This is a genomic window from Sinorhizobium alkalisoli (assembly GCF_008932245.1).
Lineage (GTDB): Bacteria > Pseudomonadota > Alphaproteobacteria > Rhizobiales > Rhizobiaceae > Sinorhizobium > Sinorhizobium alkalisoli.
The window spans coordinates 3,315,561-3,333,663 of the sequence record NZ_CP034909.1 but is presented as its reverse complement, the minus strand read 5'-3'; the positions used below and the strand labels follow the sequence as shown (position 1 = coordinate 3,333,663).

13 protein-coding genes are annotated in these 18,103 nt (G+C 62.2%); 9 read left to right on the top strand and 4 right to left on the bottom strand.

Going from position 1 to position 18,103, the window contains the following annotated elements; all coding sequences use genetic code 11:
* Positions 1-97 precede the first annotated feature (97 nt).
* The 6 genes from rho to EKH55_RS15875 all read left to right on the top strand — a co-directional run bounded on the left by rho (position 98) and on the right by EKH55_RS15875 (position 7,588).
* Positions 98-1,363: a transcription termination factor Rho gene (rho, locus tag EKH55_RS15900; RefSeq protein ID WP_106407847.1), complete on the top strand. Its 1,266-nt coding sequence runs from the start codon at positions 98-100 to the stop codon at positions 1,361-1,363.
* A 405-nt stretch (positions 1,364-1,768) separates the two neighbouring features.
* Positions 1,769-3,088 (top strand): tRNA uridine-5-carboxymethylaminomethyl(34) synthesis GTPase MnmE, encoded by a 1,320-nt coding sequence (gene mnmE / locus EKH55_RS15895; RefSeq protein WP_151611801.1) that lies wholly within the window; start codon positions 1,769-1,771, stop codon positions 3,086-3,088.
* Positions 3,089-3,336: 248 nt separating this feature from the next.
* Entirely contained in the window at positions 3,337-5,217 is a 1,881-nt protein-coding gene (gene mnmG, locus EKH55_RS15890) for a tRNA uridine-5-carboxymethylaminomethyl(34) synthesis enzyme MnmG (protein WP_151611800.1), read from the top strand.
* Positions 5,214-5,855, top strand: coding sequence for a 16S rRNA (guanine(527)-N(7))-methyltransferase RsmG (gene rsmG / locus EKH55_RS15885; RefSeq protein WP_151611799.1), 642 nt, complete (start codon positions 5,214-5,216; stop codon positions 5,853-5,855). Before mnmG ends, rsmG begins: the two co-directional genes overlap by 4 nt.
* 15 nt (positions 5,856-5,870) lie before the next feature.
* Positions 5,871-6,665 carry a ParA family protein gene (locus EKH55_RS15880; RefSeq protein WP_069458876.1) on the top strand — a complete coding sequence of 265 codons (795 nt, stop codon included), beginning with the start codon at positions 5,871-5,873 and terminating at the stop codon, positions 6,663-6,665.
* A 32-nt stretch (positions 6,666-6,697) separates the two neighbouring features.
* The gene (locus tag EKH55_RS15875; RefSeq protein ID WP_069458875.1) at positions 6,698-7,588 is read left to right on the top strand and encodes a ParB/RepB/Spo0J family partition protein; all 891 of its coding nucleotides are present in this window, start codon (positions 6,698-6,700) and stop codon (positions 7,586-7,588) included.
* 186 nt (positions 7,589-7,774) lie between these two features.
* Here EKH55_RS15875 and holA read toward each other — a convergent pair whose 3' ends face one another.
* The 3 genes from holA to leuS are packed head-to-tail and all read right to left on the bottom strand — an operon-like array spanning position 7,775 to position 11,969.
* Positions 7,775-8,809 carry a DNA polymerase III subunit delta gene (holA, locus tag EKH55_RS15870; protein ID WP_151611798.1) on the bottom strand — a complete coding sequence of 345 codons (1,035 nt, stop codon included), beginning with the start codon at positions 8,807-8,809 and terminating at the stop codon, positions 7,775-7,777.
* Positions 8,810-8,821: 12 nt separating this feature from the next.
* Positions 8,822-9,352 carry an LPS assembly lipoprotein LptE gene (locus tag EKH55_RS15865; protein WP_069458873.1) on the bottom strand — a complete coding sequence of 177 codons (531 nt, stop codon included), beginning with the start codon at positions 9,350-9,352 and terminating at the stop codon, positions 8,822-8,824.
* Positions 9,339-11,969: a leucine--tRNA ligase gene (leuS, locus tag EKH55_RS15860; RefSeq protein ID WP_069458872.1), complete on the bottom strand. Its 2,631-nt coding sequence runs from the start codon at positions 11,967-11,969 to the stop codon at positions 9,339-9,341. Before leuS ends, EKH55_RS15865 begins: the two co-directional genes overlap by 14 nt.
* A gap of 201 nt (positions 11,970-12,170) precedes the next feature.
* On the opposite strand from leuS, the gene EKH55_RS15855 reads away from it, so the two are divergent.
* The gene (locus EKH55_RS15855) at positions 12,171-12,830 is read left to right on the top strand and encodes a YggS family pyridoxal phosphate-dependent enzyme (RefSeq protein WP_069458871.1); all 660 of its coding nucleotides are present in this window, start codon (positions 12,171-12,173) and stop codon (positions 12,828-12,830) included.
* 162 nt (positions 12,831-12,992) lie between these two features.
* Complete coding sequence (locus tag EKH55_RS15850; protein WP_069458870.1) at positions 12,993-14,900, top strand: AMP-binding protein; 1,908 nt, start codon at positions 12,993-12,995, stop codon at positions 14,898-14,900.
* 201 nt (positions 14,901-15,101) lie between these two features.
* Here EKH55_RS15850 and EKH55_RS15845 read toward each other — a convergent pair whose 3' ends face one another.
* The gene (locus tag EKH55_RS15845; protein WP_069458869.1) at positions 15,102-15,800 is read right to left on the bottom strand and encodes a DUF1013 domain-containing protein; all 699 of its coding nucleotides are present in this window, start codon (positions 15,798-15,800) and stop codon (positions 15,102-15,104) included.
* A 266-nt stretch (positions 15,801-16,066) separates the two neighbouring features.
* On the opposite strand from EKH55_RS15845, the gene acs reads away from it, so the two are divergent.
* Positions 16,067-18,016 carry an acetate--CoA ligase gene (acs, locus tag EKH55_RS15840; protein ID WP_151611797.1) on the top strand — a complete coding sequence of 650 codons (1,950 nt, stop codon included), beginning with the start codon at positions 16,067-16,069 and terminating at the stop codon, positions 18,014-18,016.
* Positions 18,017-18,103 lie beyond the last annotated feature (87 nt).

The window sequence follows — 18,103 nt, the reverse complement described above, 5'->3', positions numbered from 1 at the left end:
GGCCCGTGACAAAGTTTAGAGCCTGCCTCTCCCCCCTCGCAGCTCCCTTACGAAAATCACGCCCACCTTCCATTCCCTTATCACACATGGACTCTTCATGGCTGAAATGAAGCTACAAGAACTCAAGAACAAGACGCCGACCGATCTCCTTGCCTTTGCCGAAGAACTCGAGGTGGAAAACGCCAGCACCATGCGCAAGCAGGAACTGATGTTTGCGATCCTCAAAATGCTGGCGACGCAGGACATCGAGATCATCGGAGAAGGCGTCGTGGAAGTCCTTCAGGACGGATTCGGCTTCCTGCGATCGGCGAACGCAAACTACCTTCCGGGTCCGGACGACATCTACATCTCCCCCTCGCAGATCCGCCGTTTTTCGCTGAAGACCGGCGACACGGTGGAAGGGCCGATCCGCGGGCCGAAGGAAGGCGAGCGTTACTTTGCGCTTCTCAAGGTCAACACGATCAATTTCGACGATCCGGAGAAGATCCGCCACAAGGTTCATTTCGACAACCTGACGCCGCTTTACCCGAACGAGCGGTTCAAGATGGAGCTTGAGGTCCCGACCTCGAAGGATCTTTCGGCCCGCGTCATCGATCTGGTGGCGCCGCTCGGCAAGGGGCAGCGCGGGCTGATTGTGGCGCCGCCGCGTACCGGTAAGACGGTGCTCTTGCAGAATATCGCCCATTCGATCACCGCCAACCACCCGGAATGCTATTTGATCGTGTTGCTGATCGACGAGCGACCGGAAGAAGTCACGGACATGCAGCGCTCGGTCAAGGGCGAAGTGGTGTCCTCGACCTTCGATGAGCCGGCGACGCGTCACGTGCAGGTCGCCGAAATGGTCATCGAGAAGGCCAAGCGCCTCGTCGAGCACGGTCGCGACGTCGTCATCCTTCTCGATTCGATCACCCGCCTCGGCCGGGCCTACAACACGGTCGTGCCCTCTTCCGGCAAGGTTCTGACCGGCGGCGTCGACGCCAATGCCTTGCAGCGGCCGAAGCGCTTCTTCGGCGCAGCCCGCAACATCGAGGAAGGCGGTTCTCTCACCATCATCGCCACCGCGCTGATCGATACAGGCAGCCGCATGGACGAGGTCATCTTCGAGGAGTTCAAGGGTACCGGCAACTCCGAAATCGTGCTCGACCGGAAGGTCGCCGACAAGCGCATCTTCCCGGCGATGGATATCCTCAAGTCGGGGACGCGCAAGGAAGACCTGCTGGTGCCGCGGCACGAACTGCAGAAGATCTTCGTGCTACGCCGGATTCTCGCCCCGATGGGGACGACGGATGCGATCGAGTTCCTCATCGACAAACTCAAGCAGACGAAGAACAACGGGGATTTCTTCGACTCGATGAACGCTTGACGAATTGCGACGCTAGGCCCTCGGTGCGAAATCGTACCCGATTTTCGGAAAGTTCGATGCGCAGACTGAAAGCGTTACAGATTTTTCCGCACCCGAATCGACGCGCGCCGGTTCAAGGGCCGGGATTCTCAATCCCGGCCTCTTTCTTTTCATGCTAGACTGATAGCCGGATTCGGAATGGACCCGAAGGCGCTGCGCGATGATTCACGTGAAACGTGCCGCTCCCTACCGCTTCGGGTGCCGCTTGATTTTCCGGCAAGGACATGTGCATAAGTCTCGCGCCGTCCGGGTATGCGATCGATGCGATCAATGCTCGCCGCAGCCAAGTACCGCGTCCCAAGTGAAACCGGAAGAAAGCGAAGCCGGCGCGAGGCTGAGGCCCGCCTGCCGGGTCCCCATAGTTCGATGCAGTTTACCGACACGATATACGCTCTTTCCAGCGGTGCCCTGCCAGCGGGTGTTGCGATCATCCGCGTCAGCGGTCCTGGAGTGGCCGATGCGCTGGTGCGGCTTTGCGGGGCGCTGCCTAGAGCCCGTACTGCGGCCCTCAGAACGATTCGGACTCGAAACGGTCGAGCATTGGACAACGGTCTAGTGCTCTATTTTCCGGGCCCGTCATCGTTTACCGGTGAAGATTGCTGCGAGTTGCAGATCCATGGCGGGCGGGCGGTCGTGCACGCTGTCCTTGACGAGTTGTCGCAGATCGACGGCTTTCGCCATGCGGAAGCGGGCGAGTTTTCCCGGCGCGCCTTTCAAAACGGCAGGATGGATCTCGTCGAGGTCGAGGGCATCGCCGATCTGATCGCAGCCGAGACCGAGATGCAGCGCCGGCTTGCTCTCGAACAGGCGCACGGCGGCAACTCGGCTCTCTATCAGGCATGGGCGCAGCGCCTGACTCATGCCCGCGCGATGATCGAAGCCGAACTCGACTTTGCCGATGAGGACGACATTCCCGGCTCGGTCAGCGCGTCTATCTGGGCCGACATCGTGACCTTGAGGAATGAAATCGACACGCATGTCGATGAGGCAGGTCTTGCCGAGATAATCCGCGATGGCTTGAAGATCGTCATCGCCGGGGAGCCGAATGCCGGTAAGTCGAGCCTGCTCAATGCGCTCGCCAAGAGAGACATTGCCATCGTGACGGAGATCGCCGGCACAACCCGCGACGTTCTGTCCGTCGACCTTTCCTTAGCCGGATTCTCGGTTAAACTGTTCGATACGGCGGGACTGCGGGAGACGGAGGAACTGGTCGAGCGCGAAGGCATTCGCCGGGCGCGGGAGATCATCGGGCATGCCGATTTGGTCCTGCTATTATCGGAAAAGCCGGGCGCATTCCATCTGGATGAGGCGATCACGGACGATGTGCCGGTGATCCGGGTGGCAACGAAACTGGATCGCGGTGATACGGCCTGGCAGCCGACGGATGCCGACGTCTTTCTATCGACAAAGACTGGTGCGGGCATCGCTGACCTGCTCCAGGAATTGACGGCCTTTCTGCCGGACCTTGCGGGGCGGACGTCCTTTGCCATGCCGTCGCGGAAGCGACATGTCGATTGCCTGCGGCAAGCCAGTGCTGCGTTGGAGCGCGGCTTGGCCACGGAAGGGCTCGATCTTCAGGCGGAGCAATTGCGACTGGCGAGCAATGCTCTTGGCCGGATCACTGGGCGTGTCGATGTGGAGAATCTTCTCGACGTGATATTCTCCGAATTCTGCGTCGGGAAATGACAATTGCAAGCGGCCGGGTCAGGCAACCCGTTTCACGTGAAACGTCCTTGACAGGGAGCTGCAAATTAAGAATCAACAGGCGGACGACTGCATGTGTCGCGCGCGTCGGCCGAAAGTCGGTATGTGCAGCGATTTTGCGTGATGACGCGCGGCGCTACAAGCACGAAGACACAGTGCAGGTTCAAATGCTACAGCGACCTTCACGCGCCTGATACGGGGCTGCACGGCGCTGCAGACAGGAGCAGGTGATGGAAAGCTTTGATGTCATTGTGGTCGGTGGCGGCCATGCGGGCTGTGAGGCAGCCGCGGTGTCGGCGCGACTCGGCGCCCGCACCGCCTTGATCACCCATAAGAAGGAAACCATCGGCGTCATGTCCTGCAATCCGGCGATCGGCGGTTTGGGCAAGGGACATTTGGTGCGCGAGATCGACGCATTGGACGGGCTGATGGGGCGCGTTGCCGATGCCGCCGGTATCCAGTTCCGTCTGCTTAATCGCCGCAAAGGTCCAGCCGTGCGTGGCCCGCGAACCCAGGCGGATCGAAAGCTCTATCGCCAGGCGATGCAGCGCGAAATCGATGCGACGAATCTTTCGGTGATCGAAGGGGATGCCTTCGATCTGCTCACCGAAGACGGCACGGTCTGCGGCGTGATCACCAAAGACGGAAGACACTTTCGTGCCCGGGCCGTGGTGCTGACCACCGGAACCTTCCTGAAGGGCTTGATCCACATTGGCGATCGCAAGATTCCGGCGGGTCGGGTCGGAGAGGAGCCGTCCCTCGGTCTCTCCGCAACGCTGGCACGCTTCGGTCTGCAGCTTGGCCGGTTGAAGACTGGGACGCCGGCACGCCTCGACGGGCGTACCATCGATTGGGATCGGGTCGGCCGTCAGGGTCCAGACGAAGACCCTGTTCCCTTCTCCTTCATGACCGATCGCATCGTCAATCGCCAGATCGAGTGCGGGGTTACGCGCACGACGGATTCGACGCACAGGATCATTGCAGAGAATATTCATCGATCGGCGATGTATTCCGGCCAGATCGAAGGTGTCGGTCCGCGCTATTGCCCCTCGATCGAAGACAAGATCGTCCGCTTTGGCGAACGGGATGGTCACCAGATCTTCCTGGAGCCGGAGGGATTGGACGACGACACCGTCTATCCGAACGGAATCTCCACCTCGCTTCCGGAGGAGGTGCAGGAGGCATTCATTCGTACCATTCCTGGTCTTGAAGAGGTGAGTATCCTTCAGCCCGGCTATGCAATCGAATATGATCATGTCGACCCGCGAGAGCTGCAGCTCACATTGGCAGTGCGGAAGATCCCCGGCCTGTATCTGGCGGGGCAGATCAATGGCACGACGGGTTACGAGGAAGCCGGCGCGCAGGGGTTGGTCGCGGGACTGAATGCGGCGCTGGCGGCGGTCGGGCGCGAGCCATTCGTCTTCAGCCGGACCGATTCCTATATTGGCGTGATGATCGACGATCTGACCTCGCGCGGCATTTCCGAGCCCTACCGGATGTTCACCTCGCGGGCGGAATACAGGTTGTCGCTGCGAGCGGACAATGCTGATATGCGCCTGACGCCGGTGGGTGTCGAGCTGGGCTGCGTGGGCGCCGCGCGCCGCAGCCGTTTCGAGGCCTGGCGGCGCGCCTATGACGCCGGCCGGACGCTGCTGCAGTCGCTGTCGATCACACCTTCGCAGGGCAGATCTTACGGTCTGAAGCTCAATCAGGATGGTCAGCGCCGATCGGCCTTCGACATACTTTCCTACCCGGAGCAATCAATCGCTGGACTGAAATCGCTCTGGCCCGAACTCGCGGGCATTGACGGCAGAGTTGTGGAAGCGCTGGAAATCGATGCGGCCTATGCGGTCTACATGGACCGCCAAGCCGCGGACATCGCGGGCATCCGTCGGGAGGAAAGTGCAACGATTCCGGATGACTTCGATTACAGCGCGTTGCCCGGTCTGTCTAATGAATTGAAGCAGAAACTGGCACAGCAGCGGCCGCGCAATTTGGCGCAGGCCATCAAGGTCGATGGAATGACGCCGGCGGCGGTGTCCCTGATCTTGTCTTGTCTTAGGCGACAGGACCGCGGGACGAAGCGTGTGGCGGGGCAGAGTCTACAATGAAAACGAGTCCCACTGGCAGACTGAACGGTCTGCGTGTTTCACGTGAAACGCAGGACAAGCTGGAGCACTTCGGCCGCCTTTTCCAGAAGTGGGCGAAGTCGATCAACCTGGTCGCGCCCTCTACTCTTGATGATCTGTGGCAGCGCCATGTATTGGACAGCTTGCAGATCTTCCATCTGTCCCCATCCCCGAAAACCTGGGTGGATCTTGGCAGTGGCGGCGGCTTTCCGGGTGTCATTACCGCCATCTGCCTCTCCGGTCTATCGGACGGTTGGGTCCATCTGGTCGAGAGCAACAACAAAAAGGCCGCATTCTTGCGCGTGGCTCTGCAGGAAACCGGGGCGCGGGGGTCCGTACACCCGATTCGCATCGAATCGGCCCCATCGATGATTCCCCGCTGCGACGCCATTTCCGCCCGCGCCTTGGCGGATCTCACGCAACTGCTCGATTATTCCGCGCCCTGGATGTTGCAGGCGGACTCGAAAACCGTCGCATTCTTCCATAAAGGGCGGGATTATCAGCAGGAAGTCGACAAAGCCGTTAGCCGCTTTCAATTCGACATGATAAAACATGCAAGTATTGTCGAGCCGGATTCGGTTGTGCTCGAGATTGCAAATCTCTCACGTCGAACGAAGTGACAGGCGAGCGGAAACATGTTTGGCCCCAAGAACCGGATTATCACCATTGCCAATCAGAAGGGCGGCGTCGGAAAGACGACGACGGCCATCAATCTAGCAACGGCACTTGCCGCCATCGGCGAGACGGTGCTGATCGTCGATCTCGACCCGCAAGGTAATGCCAGCACCGGCCTTGGCATTCAGCGTCGCGACCGGAACCTGTCCTCCTATGACCTGATCATGGGCACGCACTCGATCGGCGACATCGCTCGGGAGACGGCGGTCCCGAATCTGGCGATTGTTCCCTCAACCATGGATCTGCTTGGAATCGAGTTGGAGATTGCCCAGCATTCCGATCGGGTCTTTCGCCTGCGCACGGCGCTCGCCTCTGCGGAGGCGCATGCCTTTTCCTATATCCTCGTCGATTGTCCGCCCTCTTTCAATCTCCTGACGATGAACGCCATGACGGCGGCGCATTCTGTGCTCGTCCCGCTGCAATGCGAGTTCTTCGCACTCGAAGGATTGAGCCAACTTCTGGAGACGGTCGATCAGGTGCGGCGCACGGTCAATCCCAATCTCGACATCCAAGGCATCGTCCTGACGATGTTCGATTCGCGCAACAATCTGGCGCAGCAGGTCGTCAGTGACGTTCGTACGCATCTGGGCGACAAGGTTTATCATACCTTAATACCACGAAATGTGCGGGTTTCCGAGGCGCCTTCCTACGGCAAGCCAGCCATTCTCTACGATCTGAAATGCGCCGGAAGCCAGGCCTATCTGCAATTGGCTTCGGAAGTGATACAGCGGGAACGGCAGCGTCCGGCTGCCTGATCGTTTCGGTTTCGAAATCTAAGTGGTGACGTATGAACGATGACAGCTCCAAAAGGCGGCTTGGCCGCGGTCTGGCCGCCTTGATCGGCGAAATGGACCAGCCCCTGCAGAGCGGCGCCGCACCGGCCAGCCCCGTCAGTGCCGATCGCCGCGTGCCGATCGAGTTCGTGTCGCGCAACCCGCGCAACCCGCGCCGTCACTTCGATGAGGCGGAATTGCAGGATCTGGCAAGTTCGGTGCGCCAACACGGCATCGTCCAGCCGGTCGTGGTCCGCACGCTGGGCGAGGACCGGTACGAGATCATCGCCGGCGAACGCCGCTGGCGCGCCGCCCAGCTGGCCGGCTTCACCGAGATTCCCGTGATCGTGCGCGATGTCGACGACCGCACGGCGCTGGAGATCGCCATCGTCGAAAACGTCCAGCGCTCCGACCTCAATCCGCTCGAAGAAGCGCTCGGATACGAGCAGCTGATCGCAGAACATGGCTACACACAAAACGATCTCGGCGACATCATCGGCAAGAGCCGCAGTCATGTGGCCAATAGCCTGCGGCTCCTGAAGCTGCCCGAGCCGGTGCGGGACATGCTCGCCGCCGGCAGCCTTTCGGCCGGTCACGCCCGCGCGCTGATCCCCACTTCCGATCCGGTGGCGCTAGCACGGGCCGTCGTCGGCAAGGGACTGTCCGTGCGTGAAGCGGAGCGCCTCGCCCAGAACGACATCAAGGCGCAGAACGATCCCAACTTCGCCAAGGGCCGGCACCGGGAGGAAAAGGATGCCGACACATTGGCGCTGGAGCGCACATTGTCGGACAGTCTTGGCCTCGAGGTCACCGTCAACCACAAGGCCTCCGGCGGCCACCTGCGGATTGCCTATAAGACGCTTGATCAACTTGAAGAGATCTGCCGTCTCCTCGAGCGGCGCTGAAACGGGCTTTTCTCGCCGCGCTGTCGGGTGCGAATCGCCGGCAGGCCGGATGGTCTGTCGACGGGGCGCTTGCCTTGCGGCGATATGACCGAGTTGAGCTTGCCACGGCATGGCGAATATCCGCCTGGCAACGGAGTTGCGCTTCCTTGAGGCGAAGCCGCGGCAACTCCACGGTCGTCGCCGCCCTCAGCGCTTCGCTGATTGAATCGCAATTGCCAGCAGGTTCTGCAGCACGAGGCTTTCCTCGAGGCTCTGGCGGCTGCGGCTCTGGTAGATCGTCGTCTGCAGCCGGTTCAATTCGCGGCGAATGGCCGGCGCGGTCCAGTGGCGAAGCGCCGCCTCGACGATTGGCTTGCGGCGGAAATGCAGACCGCGGCCGAGACTGGCGATCACCTGGCTCGCCGATTGGCGGTTGGCGTCCATTTCGGACCGCATGACGTCCAACTGCTGAAACTGCCTGAGGCAGGACTGGAGCACCAGGAAAGCCGGCGTCTTCGACGTGGTGATCTTCCTCATCGCATGCATCAGCGCATCCACATTGCCCTGCAGAACCGCGTCGACGGCATCGTCGACTGAGATGGCGCTGGCGTCGCCGACAACGGCGAGCACGTCTTCCTCGCTGATGATGTCCCTGCCGCGGCAATAGAGCGCGAGCTTTCTCACCTCATTGCGCGAGGCGATGCGGTCGCCGCCGAGGGCCTCCAGGAGCCGCTCGCGCGCTGCCGGGCTGATGCGTAGGCCGGCCTCGGACAGTTCCCTATCGACGAGTGCATTGAGCGCACGGGCATCGTCGCTATAGCAGGCGATCGAGGCGACGGTGCGGGATGGCTCCGCCGTTTTACGCAGTGCTGCGCCCTTCTTGAGGTCTCCGGCCTCGATGACCAGATAGCTGCCTGACGGCGGCGCGGCGGCAAGAACCTGCAGGGCTTCGCTGAGGCCCTTTTCCGCCGAAGCACCCTTGATCCAGACCAGCTTCTCACCGCCGAATAGTCCGATGGCATTGACCTCGTCGAGAAGGCGGCCCGCACTCTGCTGCAACTCTGTTGCATCGAGTTTGACGACGGCGAAGGGGTCGTCAAGGGGAATGCCGAAGCAACCGGCGAGCTGGGCCGCCCGTTCGGAAACGAGGCCGCGATCGGGACCATAAACGAGGAAAAGCCGATAATCCGCTGCAGATTTCTGCAGGAAATTATCGAACTCGTGCGACTTGACCTCGCTCATCCGGCCACCGGATCAGCGTCCGAGGGCGGCGGCGATGTCGGCGCTGATGAGTTCCGCCAGTTCTCTGGCGGCGCGAGTCTCGCCGTCGCGAGCCGCTCGGATCTTGGCGAACTCCTGCTCGGGAAAGTCCACCAGCGCGACGGCCGAGCGATTGCCCGATGCGACGGTCTCGCCCGTCGCGGTCCTCGTCAGATTGTAGTCCGCCTTGACGACGATGCGTCCCGCGCCCGCCCTGTCGCGGGCCTGGTCGTAGAGCACGCCCATCGTCCGGTGCGATACTTTCAGGGCGAGGTGATATTGCGGATTGACCGGTTCGCCCTTACCGCCGGAGGCCAGGAAGATCAAGGCGTTACGTACCTCTTGCTCCACGCGGTCGTCGGCTTCGGAAATCTCGATAGACGCCAACGAAGTCGCCGTCGCACCCGTCGCACCTTCGGAATAGAGCGGGCGCACCTGGCAGCCGGCGAGCGCCGTCAGCAGCAGCGCGCCGGCTAGTGCGCCGGAGAACCGAAATCGGTAGCCAGATTCATCAGACGACGACATTGACGATCCTTTGCGGCACGACGATGATCTTCTTCGGAGAGACGCCGTTCAGCGCCGACTTGACGACGTCGAGGGCGAGCACGGCAGTTTCGATCGCACTCTGATCTGCGTCGCGCGCAATTGTCAAATCGGCCCGCTTCTTTCCGTTGATCTGCACCGGCAGGGTGATTTCGTTCTCGACGACCAGGGCCGGGTCGAAGCTCGGCCAGGATTTCTCGGCAATCAGCCCCTCGCCGCCGATTTCACGCCAGCATTCTTCGGCAAGATGCGGCATCATCGGCGCGATCAGGTCGATCAGGATCGCGGTGGCGTCCTTGACTGCCGCAATCACCGTCGTCTCGGCCCTGCCGCCAGCGACCTGGGTCAGCGGGGCAGCGAGCAGGTTTACGAGCTCGTAGATCCGGGCGACGGCCTTGTTGAAGGCAAGCTTGTCGTAGTCCGCCTCGACGGCCTTGAGCGTACGGTGTGCGGCCTGCGAGATGGCGAGCCCCTCGCCTTCCTTCGCCGGCGAAGCATCGACGCTGCGCAGCATGTCCGCGGCTTCGCTCACCAGCCGCCAGACGCGCTGGACGAAGCGGTGGGCGCCTTCGACGCCCGCCTCGGACCAGATGACGTCGCGGTCCGGCGGTGAGTCGGAAAGCACGAAGAAGCGCGCGGTATCGGCACCATAGGAGCCGATGATGTCATCCGGGTCGACGACGTTCTTCTTCGACTTCGACATTTTCTCGATCGAGCCGATGGCGATCTCCTCGCCGGTTTCGATCAGCACGGCACGCCGACGCCCGTCGATCTCTTCGATGCGGACCTCGGCCGGGGTGATCCATTCACGTTGCGCACCCTCGCCGCGGCTATAGGTCTCGTGCACGACCATGCCCTGGGTAAACAGGCCTTTGAAGGGTTCGTCCAGCGCCACGTGGCCGGTTGCCCTCATCGCGCGGGTGAAGAAGCGCGAATAGAGCAGGTGCAGGATCGCATGCTCGATACCCCCGATATATTGGTCGACGGGTAGCCAATGGTTGGCGGCCTTGGGATCGGTCGGCGTGTCCTCCCAGGGGGCGGTGAAGCGGGCGAAATACCAGGAGGAATCGACAAAAGTGTCCATCGTGTCGGTTTCCCGGCGCGCGTCCTTGCCGCATTGCGGGCAGGCGACGCGACGCCAGGTCGGATGGCGATCCAGCGGGTTGCCGGGCTTGTCGAAGGTAACGTCCGGCGGCAGCGTCACCGGCAGATCCGCCTTCGGCACCGGCACGACGCCGCAATCGTCGCAATGGATGACCGGGATCGGGCAACCCCAATAGCGCTGCCGGGAGATGCCCCAGTCGCGCAGGCGGAAATTGACCTTGCGCTCTGCCCGCGGTTCCCCTTTCAGCGTTTCCTTCTCGAGTTTCGAGGCAATCGTCTCGAAGGCATCCTCGGTCGAGAGACCGTCGAGGAAACCCGAATTGATCATCACGCCGTCGCCGACATAGGCTTCGTCGCCGATCGTGAAGGTCTCGGCATCGGCATCCCCGGGCATCACCACAGGCACGACAGGCAGATCGTACTTGCGGGCGAAGTCAAGGTCGCGCTGGTCCCCGGAGGGGCAGCCGAAGATGGCGCCCGTGCCGTAGTCCATCAGCACGAAATTGGCGACATAGACCGGCAGCTCCCAGCTCGGATCGAGCGGATGTTTGGCGCGGATGCCAGTGTCGATGCCCTTCTTTTCGGCCGTCTCGAGAGCGGCAAGCGAGGTGCCGGCGCGGCGGCACTCCTCGCAGAAGGCGTCGATCACGGCACTCTTGGCCGCCGCTTCCTTGGCAAGCGGATGGTCGGCGGAGATCGCCAGGAAGGAAGCGCCGAAGAGCGTGTCGGGACGTGTCGTATAGACGGTCAGTTCCGTCGTGTCGCCGGGGACGGTCGCCGGGTCGAGCTCCCATCTGAGCGACAGGCCCTCGGAGCGGCCGATCCAGTTCTTCTGCATCAGCCGCACCTTTTCCGGCCATTGCTCGAGCGTGTCGAGCGCGTCGAGCAGGTCCTGGCTGAACTCGGTGATGCGGAAGAACCATTGCGTCAGCTCGCGTTGCTCGACCAGTGCACCCGAGCGCCAACCGCGGCCGTCGATCACCTGTTCATTGGCGAGCACCGTGTTGTCGACCGGGTCCCAATTGACCTTCGATTGCTTGCGATAGACGAGGCCCTTTTCCAGGAAATCGAGGAAAAGGTGCTGCTGGCGTTGGTAATAGGCCGGATCGCAGGTTGCGAATTCGCGGCTCCAGTCGAGCGACAAGCCCATGACCTTCAGCTGCGCCTTCATCGAGGCGATGTTCTGGTAGGTCCAGCCGGCCGGGTGCACGCCGCGCTCCATGGCGGCATTCTCCGCCGGCATGCCGAAGGCGTCCCAGCCCATGGGATGCAGCACGTTAAAGCCGCGGGCGCGCTTGTAGCGGGCGACGACGTCGCCCATGGTATAGTTGCGCACGTGCCCCATATGAATCCGTCCGGACGGGTAGGGAAACATCTCCAGTACGTAGTACTTCTCGCGCGGATCGTCATTCGCGGTCTCGAAGACCTTGCCTGCTTCCCATTCCTGCTGCCAGCGTGGCTCGGCATCACGCGGATTGTATCGTTCGGTCGCCATTTTTCGTCGATGTTCCGGAAGTCTGCGGGGCTCAAAGCACCCTCATGATAGCTGGCGTGACCTTCATCATGAAACAGCCCTAGCGTCAAGTTTCGAAGGGTTTTCGGGGACGGTTTCCCGGCCACCGGGCTTGGCAAGCACGGTAAGTTTCACTAATCCGCTCAGTCGGTGAGTGACACCTCTTAGCGGAAGGAGCCAAGGATGGAAGTGCAGGAACGGCTGGATGATGTCCTGAGCCGGATTCGGGCGGGCAAACAGGCGGCCAACCGGCCCGACCACTCCGTGATCCTTGTCGCGGTCTCCAAGACCTTCGATGCCGAGGCGATCCGTCCCGTCATCGAAGCCGGCCAGCGGGTATTCGGGGAAAATCGCGTGCAGGAAGCGCAGGGCAAATGGCCCGCGCTTCGGGCGGAAACCCCGGACCTCGAACTGCATCTGATTGGTCCGCTGCAGTCCAACAAAGCGGCCGACGCCGTCGCGCTCTTCGACGTCATCGAAACAATCGATCGGGAGAAAATCGCTCGCGCAGTCGCCGCCGAAATGGCGCGCCAGGGGCGAAAGCCTCGGCTCTACGTGCAGGTCAATACCGGTCTGGAGCAGCAGAAGGCGGGAATTGCGCCCAAGGAAACCGGGGCCTTTGTCGATTTCTGCCGCACCGAGCTCGGTCTGGTGATCGAGGGGCTGATGTGCATTCCGCCGGTCGATGAAAATCCCGGTCCGCACTTCGCCCTGCTTCACAAGATCGCCGGCCGATGCGGGCTTGAACGGCTCTCCATGGGCATGTCCGGCGATTTCGAAACGGCGATCGCCTTCGGCGCCACCAGCGTGCGCGTCGGTTCGGCGATCTTCGGCGCGCGCTGAACAATTCCAGCGCAAGGCAAGGCGCGGGCGGAAAACCGCATTCGCTCTTCCTCTTTTCCGGGCATTCCCCTTTCGTCGGGGTTCACCTTTCCCGCCGCGGGCCTATCCTTCGCAGCGAGGAGCCGGACGCCACGTCCGGGAGGCGAGTGGAGGAGAACGGAGATGGCGAGCCGCTATTCCGAAGTGTATGCCGCATGGAAAGCCGACCCCGAGGGCTTCTGGGCGAAGGCGGCGCAAGCGATCGACTGGTTCGAAAAGCCGCGGCGGATCTTCGATGCGGAGCGCGGGACCTACGGCCTCTGGTTTCCCGATGGTTTCACCAATACCTGTTACAATTGCCTCGACCGCCACATAGCGGCCGGTGGCGGAGAACAGGCGGCCTTCATATATGACAGTCCCGTCACCGGCCGGTCCGAGAAGATCAGCTATGAGGGGCTGCTTTCCGACGTGAAAGCGCTTGCGGCGGTCTACCGCAAGCTCGGCGTCGAAAAGGGCGACCGGATCGTCATCTACATGCCGATGATCCCCGAGGCGGCCGTCGCCATGCTCGCCGCGGCGCGTATCGGTGCCGTTCATTCGGTGGTCTTCGGCGGCTTTGCCGCCAACGAACTCGCCGTGCGCGTCGATGATTGCAAAGCGAAACTCGTCGTTTCGGCGAGCTGCGGCATCGAGCCCGGCCGCACCGTCGCCTATAAGCCGCTGCTCGATCAGGCGATCGAGGCGGCGCGGCACAAGCCCGCCCATTGCCTGATCTTCCAGCGCGACATGCTTGCCGCGAACATGGTGCCCGGCCGCGATATCGACTTTTCAGAGGTGCTCGCCGCGGCGAAGGCGGCGGGCGAAGAGGCGCCCTGTGCTCCCGTCGCCGCTACCGATCCGCTGTACGTGCTCTACACGTCGGGAACGACCGGCCAACCGAAGGGGGTTGTGCGCGACACCGGCGGCCATATGGTCGCGCTCAAATGGTCCATGGAGAATTTTTTCGGCGTGCGCCCGGGGGAGGTCTTCTGGGCGGCCTCGGATATCGGCTGGGTGGTCGGCCACTCCTACATCGTCTATGGCCCGCTTCTCAACGGCAGCACCTCGATCCTATTCGAAGGCAAGCCGGTCGGCACGCCCGATCCGGGCACCTATTGGCGTGCCATCGCCGAACATGGCGTCACCGTAATGTTCACCGCACCGACGGCCCTGCGGGCGATCCGTAAGGAGGACCCTGCGGCGTCTCATGTGGCGCGCTACGATCTGTCGCGCTTTCGTGCCTTGTATCTGGCCGGCGAGCGGGCCGATCCCGATACGATCCGCTGGGCCGAGCAGGCGCTCGGCGTCCCGGTCATCGACCACTGGTGGCAGACGGAGACCGGCTGGCCCGTCGCGGGCAATGCCGTCGGGCTCGGCCTGCTGCCGGTGAAATACGGCTCCCCGGCCGTGCCTTTGCCCGGCTATGACGTGCAGATCCTCGATGATGCCGGTCATCCGGTCACGCCCGGCACGCTCGGCAACGTGGTGATCAAGCTGCCGCTGCCGCCGGGTTGCCTGCCGACGCTCTGGAACGCCGATGGGCGCTTCCACGCCGCCTATCTCGAGGAATTTCCCGGATACTACAAGACGGCGGATGCCGGCTATATCGACGAGGACGGCTATGTCTTTATCATGGCCCGCACCGACGACATCATCAATGTCGCAGGCCATCGCCTGTCGACGGGCGCGATGGAAGAGGTCTGCGCCAGCCATCCGGACGTCGCCGAATGCGCCGTCATCGGCATTGCGGATCCATTGAAGGGCCAGGTGCCGGCCGGCTTTCTGGTGATCAACTCCAATGTTTCCCGTGAGCCGGCGGAGATCGAAAAGGAGGTCGTCGGCCTCGTGCGCGAGCGTATCGGACCGGTTGCCGCCTTCCGCACCGCCATCTGCGTCAAGCGGTTGCCGAAGACCCGGTCGGGCAAGATCCTGCGCGCGACGATCCAGAAGATCGCCGATCGCCAGCCCTGGAAAATGCCGGCGACGATCGACGATCCGGCAATCCTCGACGAGATCGCCGAAGTGCTGCACGCCAAGGGCATTGGCGTTTAGCGGTGTCAAGTGCCGCGCGGCAGCCCCTCATCCCGCTGCCGCGACAAACGCCGCGCCGTCCAAGTCCCCTCTCCCCACGTGCGGGGAGAGGGTCAGGGTCAGGGGCGAATCACACGCCCGCACCTTTAATCGAGGCGGCGGCCAACAAAAAACCCCGGACGTTTCGATCCGGGGTTCTGCATCTCGGCGATGACGAAGCGATCAATACTCGTCGTCTTCCTCGTCCTTGCGGTCGGACTTCAGCGACTTCAGCTTGGCGAAGACGGCATCGGCATCGATTTCCTTCTCCTCTTCGCGGTCGAAATCGTAACTCAGCTTTTCCGTTTCCTGTGCGGCCTCGAGCGTAGCACCCGCCTCGGCGGCGGTCGGCAGCGGCCGGCCCTTGGCGGCGCGCTCGACTTCCAGATCGAGGTCGATCTGCGAACAGAGGCCGAGTGTCACCGGATCCATCGGCGTCAGGTTGGCAGAATTCCAGTGGGTGCGCTCGCGAATCTGCTCGATCGTCGACTTCGTCGTGCCGACGAGCCGCGAGATCTGGGCGTCCTTCAGTTCCGGATGATTGCGCACAAGCCACAGGATGGCGTTCGGCCGGTCCTGACGCTTCGACACCGGCGTGTAGCGCGGGCCCTTGCGCTTCGAGTCCGGAACGCGGACCTTGGGCTCGGAAAGCTTGAGCTTGTGGTTGGGATTAGCCTCGCCGCGGCCGATCTCGTCGCGCGAAAGTTGACCGGTGGCAATCGGATCGAGCCCCTTGATGCCCTGGGCCGATTCGCCGTCGGCAATCGCCTTGACTTCGAGCGGGTGCAGCTTGCAGAACTGCGCGATCTGGTCGAACGAGAGGGCGGTGTTGTCAACGAGCCAGACGGCTGTTGCCTTGGGCATAAGCAGTTGCTGAGCCATGGATATAGTCCTTTTGTCCGTCCGCGCCGGTGTCGCGGGCCGTGGAGTCTACCACTGATTTCCGGGAATTGAGCGTTCTATATCGTTCTTGTCTCGAAATTGCAATTCTTCACTTCCAAATGTGCTTTTGTCTAATTGCGGCAGAGCATCGAACTGCTATGAATCGTCCAAGCGGGTGGCGAAGAACGCCGCCCCGGAGCGGAATGCCGGATTTTCCGCATGCATTCCGCCCCGTAACAGCGACCGAAATGCGCAGGGAGGAAAATATGTCCGTCACGACCTATCCGGTCCTGGAATCGGCCAAGAGCCGGACACTGCTCGACAACGACACCTATCTGAAGTGGTATCAGGAAAGCGCCGCCGATCCGGCCGGTTTCTGGGGCAAGCACGGCAAGCGGATCGATTGGTTCGAGCCCTATACGAAGGTCAAGAACACGTCTTTCGACGGCGATGTCTCGATCAAATGGTACGAAGACGGGTTCACGAACGTTTCCTACAACTGCATCGACCGCCATCTTGAGGAGCATGGCGACAAGACGGCGATCATCTGGGAGGGAGACAATCCCTACGTCGACAAGAAGATCACCTACAAGGAGCTTTACGACAAAGTCTGCCGCCTTGCGAACGTGCTCAAGAAGCACGGCGTCAAGAAGGGTGATCGCGTCACCATCTACATGCCGATGATCCCGGAAGCGGCTTACGCGATGCTTGCCTGCGCCCGCATCGGCGCCATCCACTCGGTCGTTTTCGGCGGCTTTTCGCCGGAGGCTCTGGCCGGCCGCATCGTCGATTGCGAGTCCACTTTCGTGATCACCTGCGACGAGGGCGTGCGCGGCGGCAAGCCGGTGCCGCTCAAGGAGAATACGGAGAAGGCGATCGACATCGCCGCCAAACAATATGTCATGGTCAACAAGGTGCTGGTCGTGCGCCGCACCGGCGGCAAGGTTCCGTGGGCGCCGGGCCGTGACCTCTGGTTCCACCAGGAGATCGCCACGGTCGAGCCGGACTGCCCGCCGGAGAAGATGAGCGCGGAGGATCCGCTGTTCATCCTCTACACCTCCGGCTCGACGGGCAAGCCGAAGGGCGTGCTGCACACGACCGGCGGCTACCTCGTCTATGCCTCGATGACGCATCAGTATGTCTTCGATTACCAGGACGGCGACATCTACTGGTGCACGGCGGATGTCGGCTGGGTGACCGGCCATTCCTACATCGTCTACGGCCCGCTCGCCAACGCCGCGACGACGCTGATGTTCGAAGGCGTGCCGACCTTCCCGGACGCCGGCCGCTTCTGGGAAGTCATCGACAAGCACAAGGTCAATATCTTCTACACGGCGCCGACGGCGATCCGCTCGCTGATGGGCGCCGGCGACGCTTTCGTGAAGCGCTCGTCGCGCTCGTCGTTGCGGCTGCTCGGCACGGTCGGCGAACCGATCAACCCGGAAGCCTGGGAATGGTACTACCATGTGGTCGGTGACGAACGCTGCCCGATCGTCGACACCTGGTGGCAGACGGAAACCGGAGGCATTCTGATCACGCCGCTGCCGGGTGCGACGGATCTCAAGCCCGGTTCGGCGACGCGGCCCTTCTTCGGCGTACAGCCGCAGCTCGTCGACAACGAGGGCAATGTGCTCGAAGGCGCTGCGGACGGCAATCTTTGCCTTACCGATAGCTGGCCGGGACAGATGCGCACGGTCTATGGCGACCACGAGCGCTTCGTGCAGACCTACTTCTCCACCTACAAGGGCAAGTACTTCACCGGCGACGGCTGCCGCCGCGATCAGGACGGCTATTACTGGATCACCGGCCGCGTCGACGACGTTCTGAACGTCTCCGGCCACCGCCTCGGTACGGCCGAGGTGGAATCGGCGCTCGTCTCCCATCCTCTCGTTACGGAGGCGGCGGTGGTCGGTTATCCGCATTCGATCAAGGGGCAGGGCATCTATTGCTATGTCTCGCTGATGGCGGGGGAAGCCGGCAGCGACGAACTGCGCCAGGAACTCGTCAAGCATGTGCGCTCGGAGATCGGCCCGATCGCCACGCCGGACAAGATCCAGTTCGCTCCGGGCCTGCCGAAGACCCGCTCGGGCAAAATCATGCGGCGCATCCTGCGTAAGATCGCCGAGGACGATTTCGGCTCGCTCGGCGACACCTCGACGCTCGCCGATCCGACGGTGGTGGACGACCTGATCGCCAATCGCCAGAACCGTGCGTGATAAATGTCCGGGCCGCTGAAGGGGCCCGGACATTCCCAGGTGAGAAAATTAGCCGGATTCCTCCCGGGATCCACGTCCCGGCGATTG

Bases quoted from the DNA above. Each gene is read 5' to 3' on its own strand.
- rho (WP_106407847.1), top strand. From the start codon at position 98: ATGGCTGAAATGAAGCTACAAGAACTCAAGAACAAGACGCCGACCGAT.
- mnmE (WP_151611801.1), top strand. From the start codon at position 1,769: ATGCAGTTTACCGACACGATATACGCTCTTTCCAGCGGTGCCCTGCCA.
- mnmG (WP_151611800.1), top strand. From the start codon at position 3,337: ATGGAAAGCTTTGATGTCATTGTGGTCGGTGGCGGCCATGCGGGCTGT.
- rsmG (WP_151611799.1), top strand. From the start codon at position 5,214: ATGAAAACGAGTCCCACTGGCAGACTGAACGGTCTGCGTGTTTCACGT.
- EKH55_RS15880 (WP_069458876.1), top strand. From the start codon at position 5,871: ATGTTTGGCCCCAAGAACCGGATTATCACCATTGCCAATCAGAAGGGC.
- EKH55_RS15875 (WP_069458875.1), top strand. From the start codon at position 6,698: ATGAACGATGACAGCTCCAAAAGGCGGCTTGGCCGCGGTCTGGCCGCC.
- holA (WP_151611798.1), bottom strand. From the start codon at position 8,809: ATGAGCGAGGTCAAGTCGCACGAGTTCGATAATTTCCTGCAGAAATCT.
- EKH55_RS15865 (WP_069458873.1), bottom strand. From the start codon at position 9,352: ATGTCGTCGTCTGATGAATCTGGCTACCGATTTCGGTTCTCCGGCGCA.
- leuS (WP_069458872.1), bottom strand. From the start codon at position 11,969: ATGGCGACCGAACGATACAATCCGCGTGATGCCGAGCCACGCTGGCAG.
- EKH55_RS15855 (WP_069458871.1), top strand. From the start codon at position 12,171: ATGGAAGTGCAGGAACGGCTGGATGATGTCCTGAGCCGGATTCGGGCG.
- EKH55_RS15850 (WP_069458870.1), top strand. From the start codon at position 12,993: ATGGCGAGCCGCTATTCCGAAGTGTATGCCGCATGGAAAGCCGACCCC.
- EKH55_RS15845 (WP_069458869.1), bottom strand. From the start codon at position 15,800: ATGGCTCAGCAACTGCTTATGCCCAAGGCAACAGCCGTCTGGCTCGTT.
- acs (WP_151611797.1), top strand. From the start codon at position 16,067: ATGTCCGTCACGACCTATCCGGTCCTGGAATCGGCCAAGAGCCGGACA.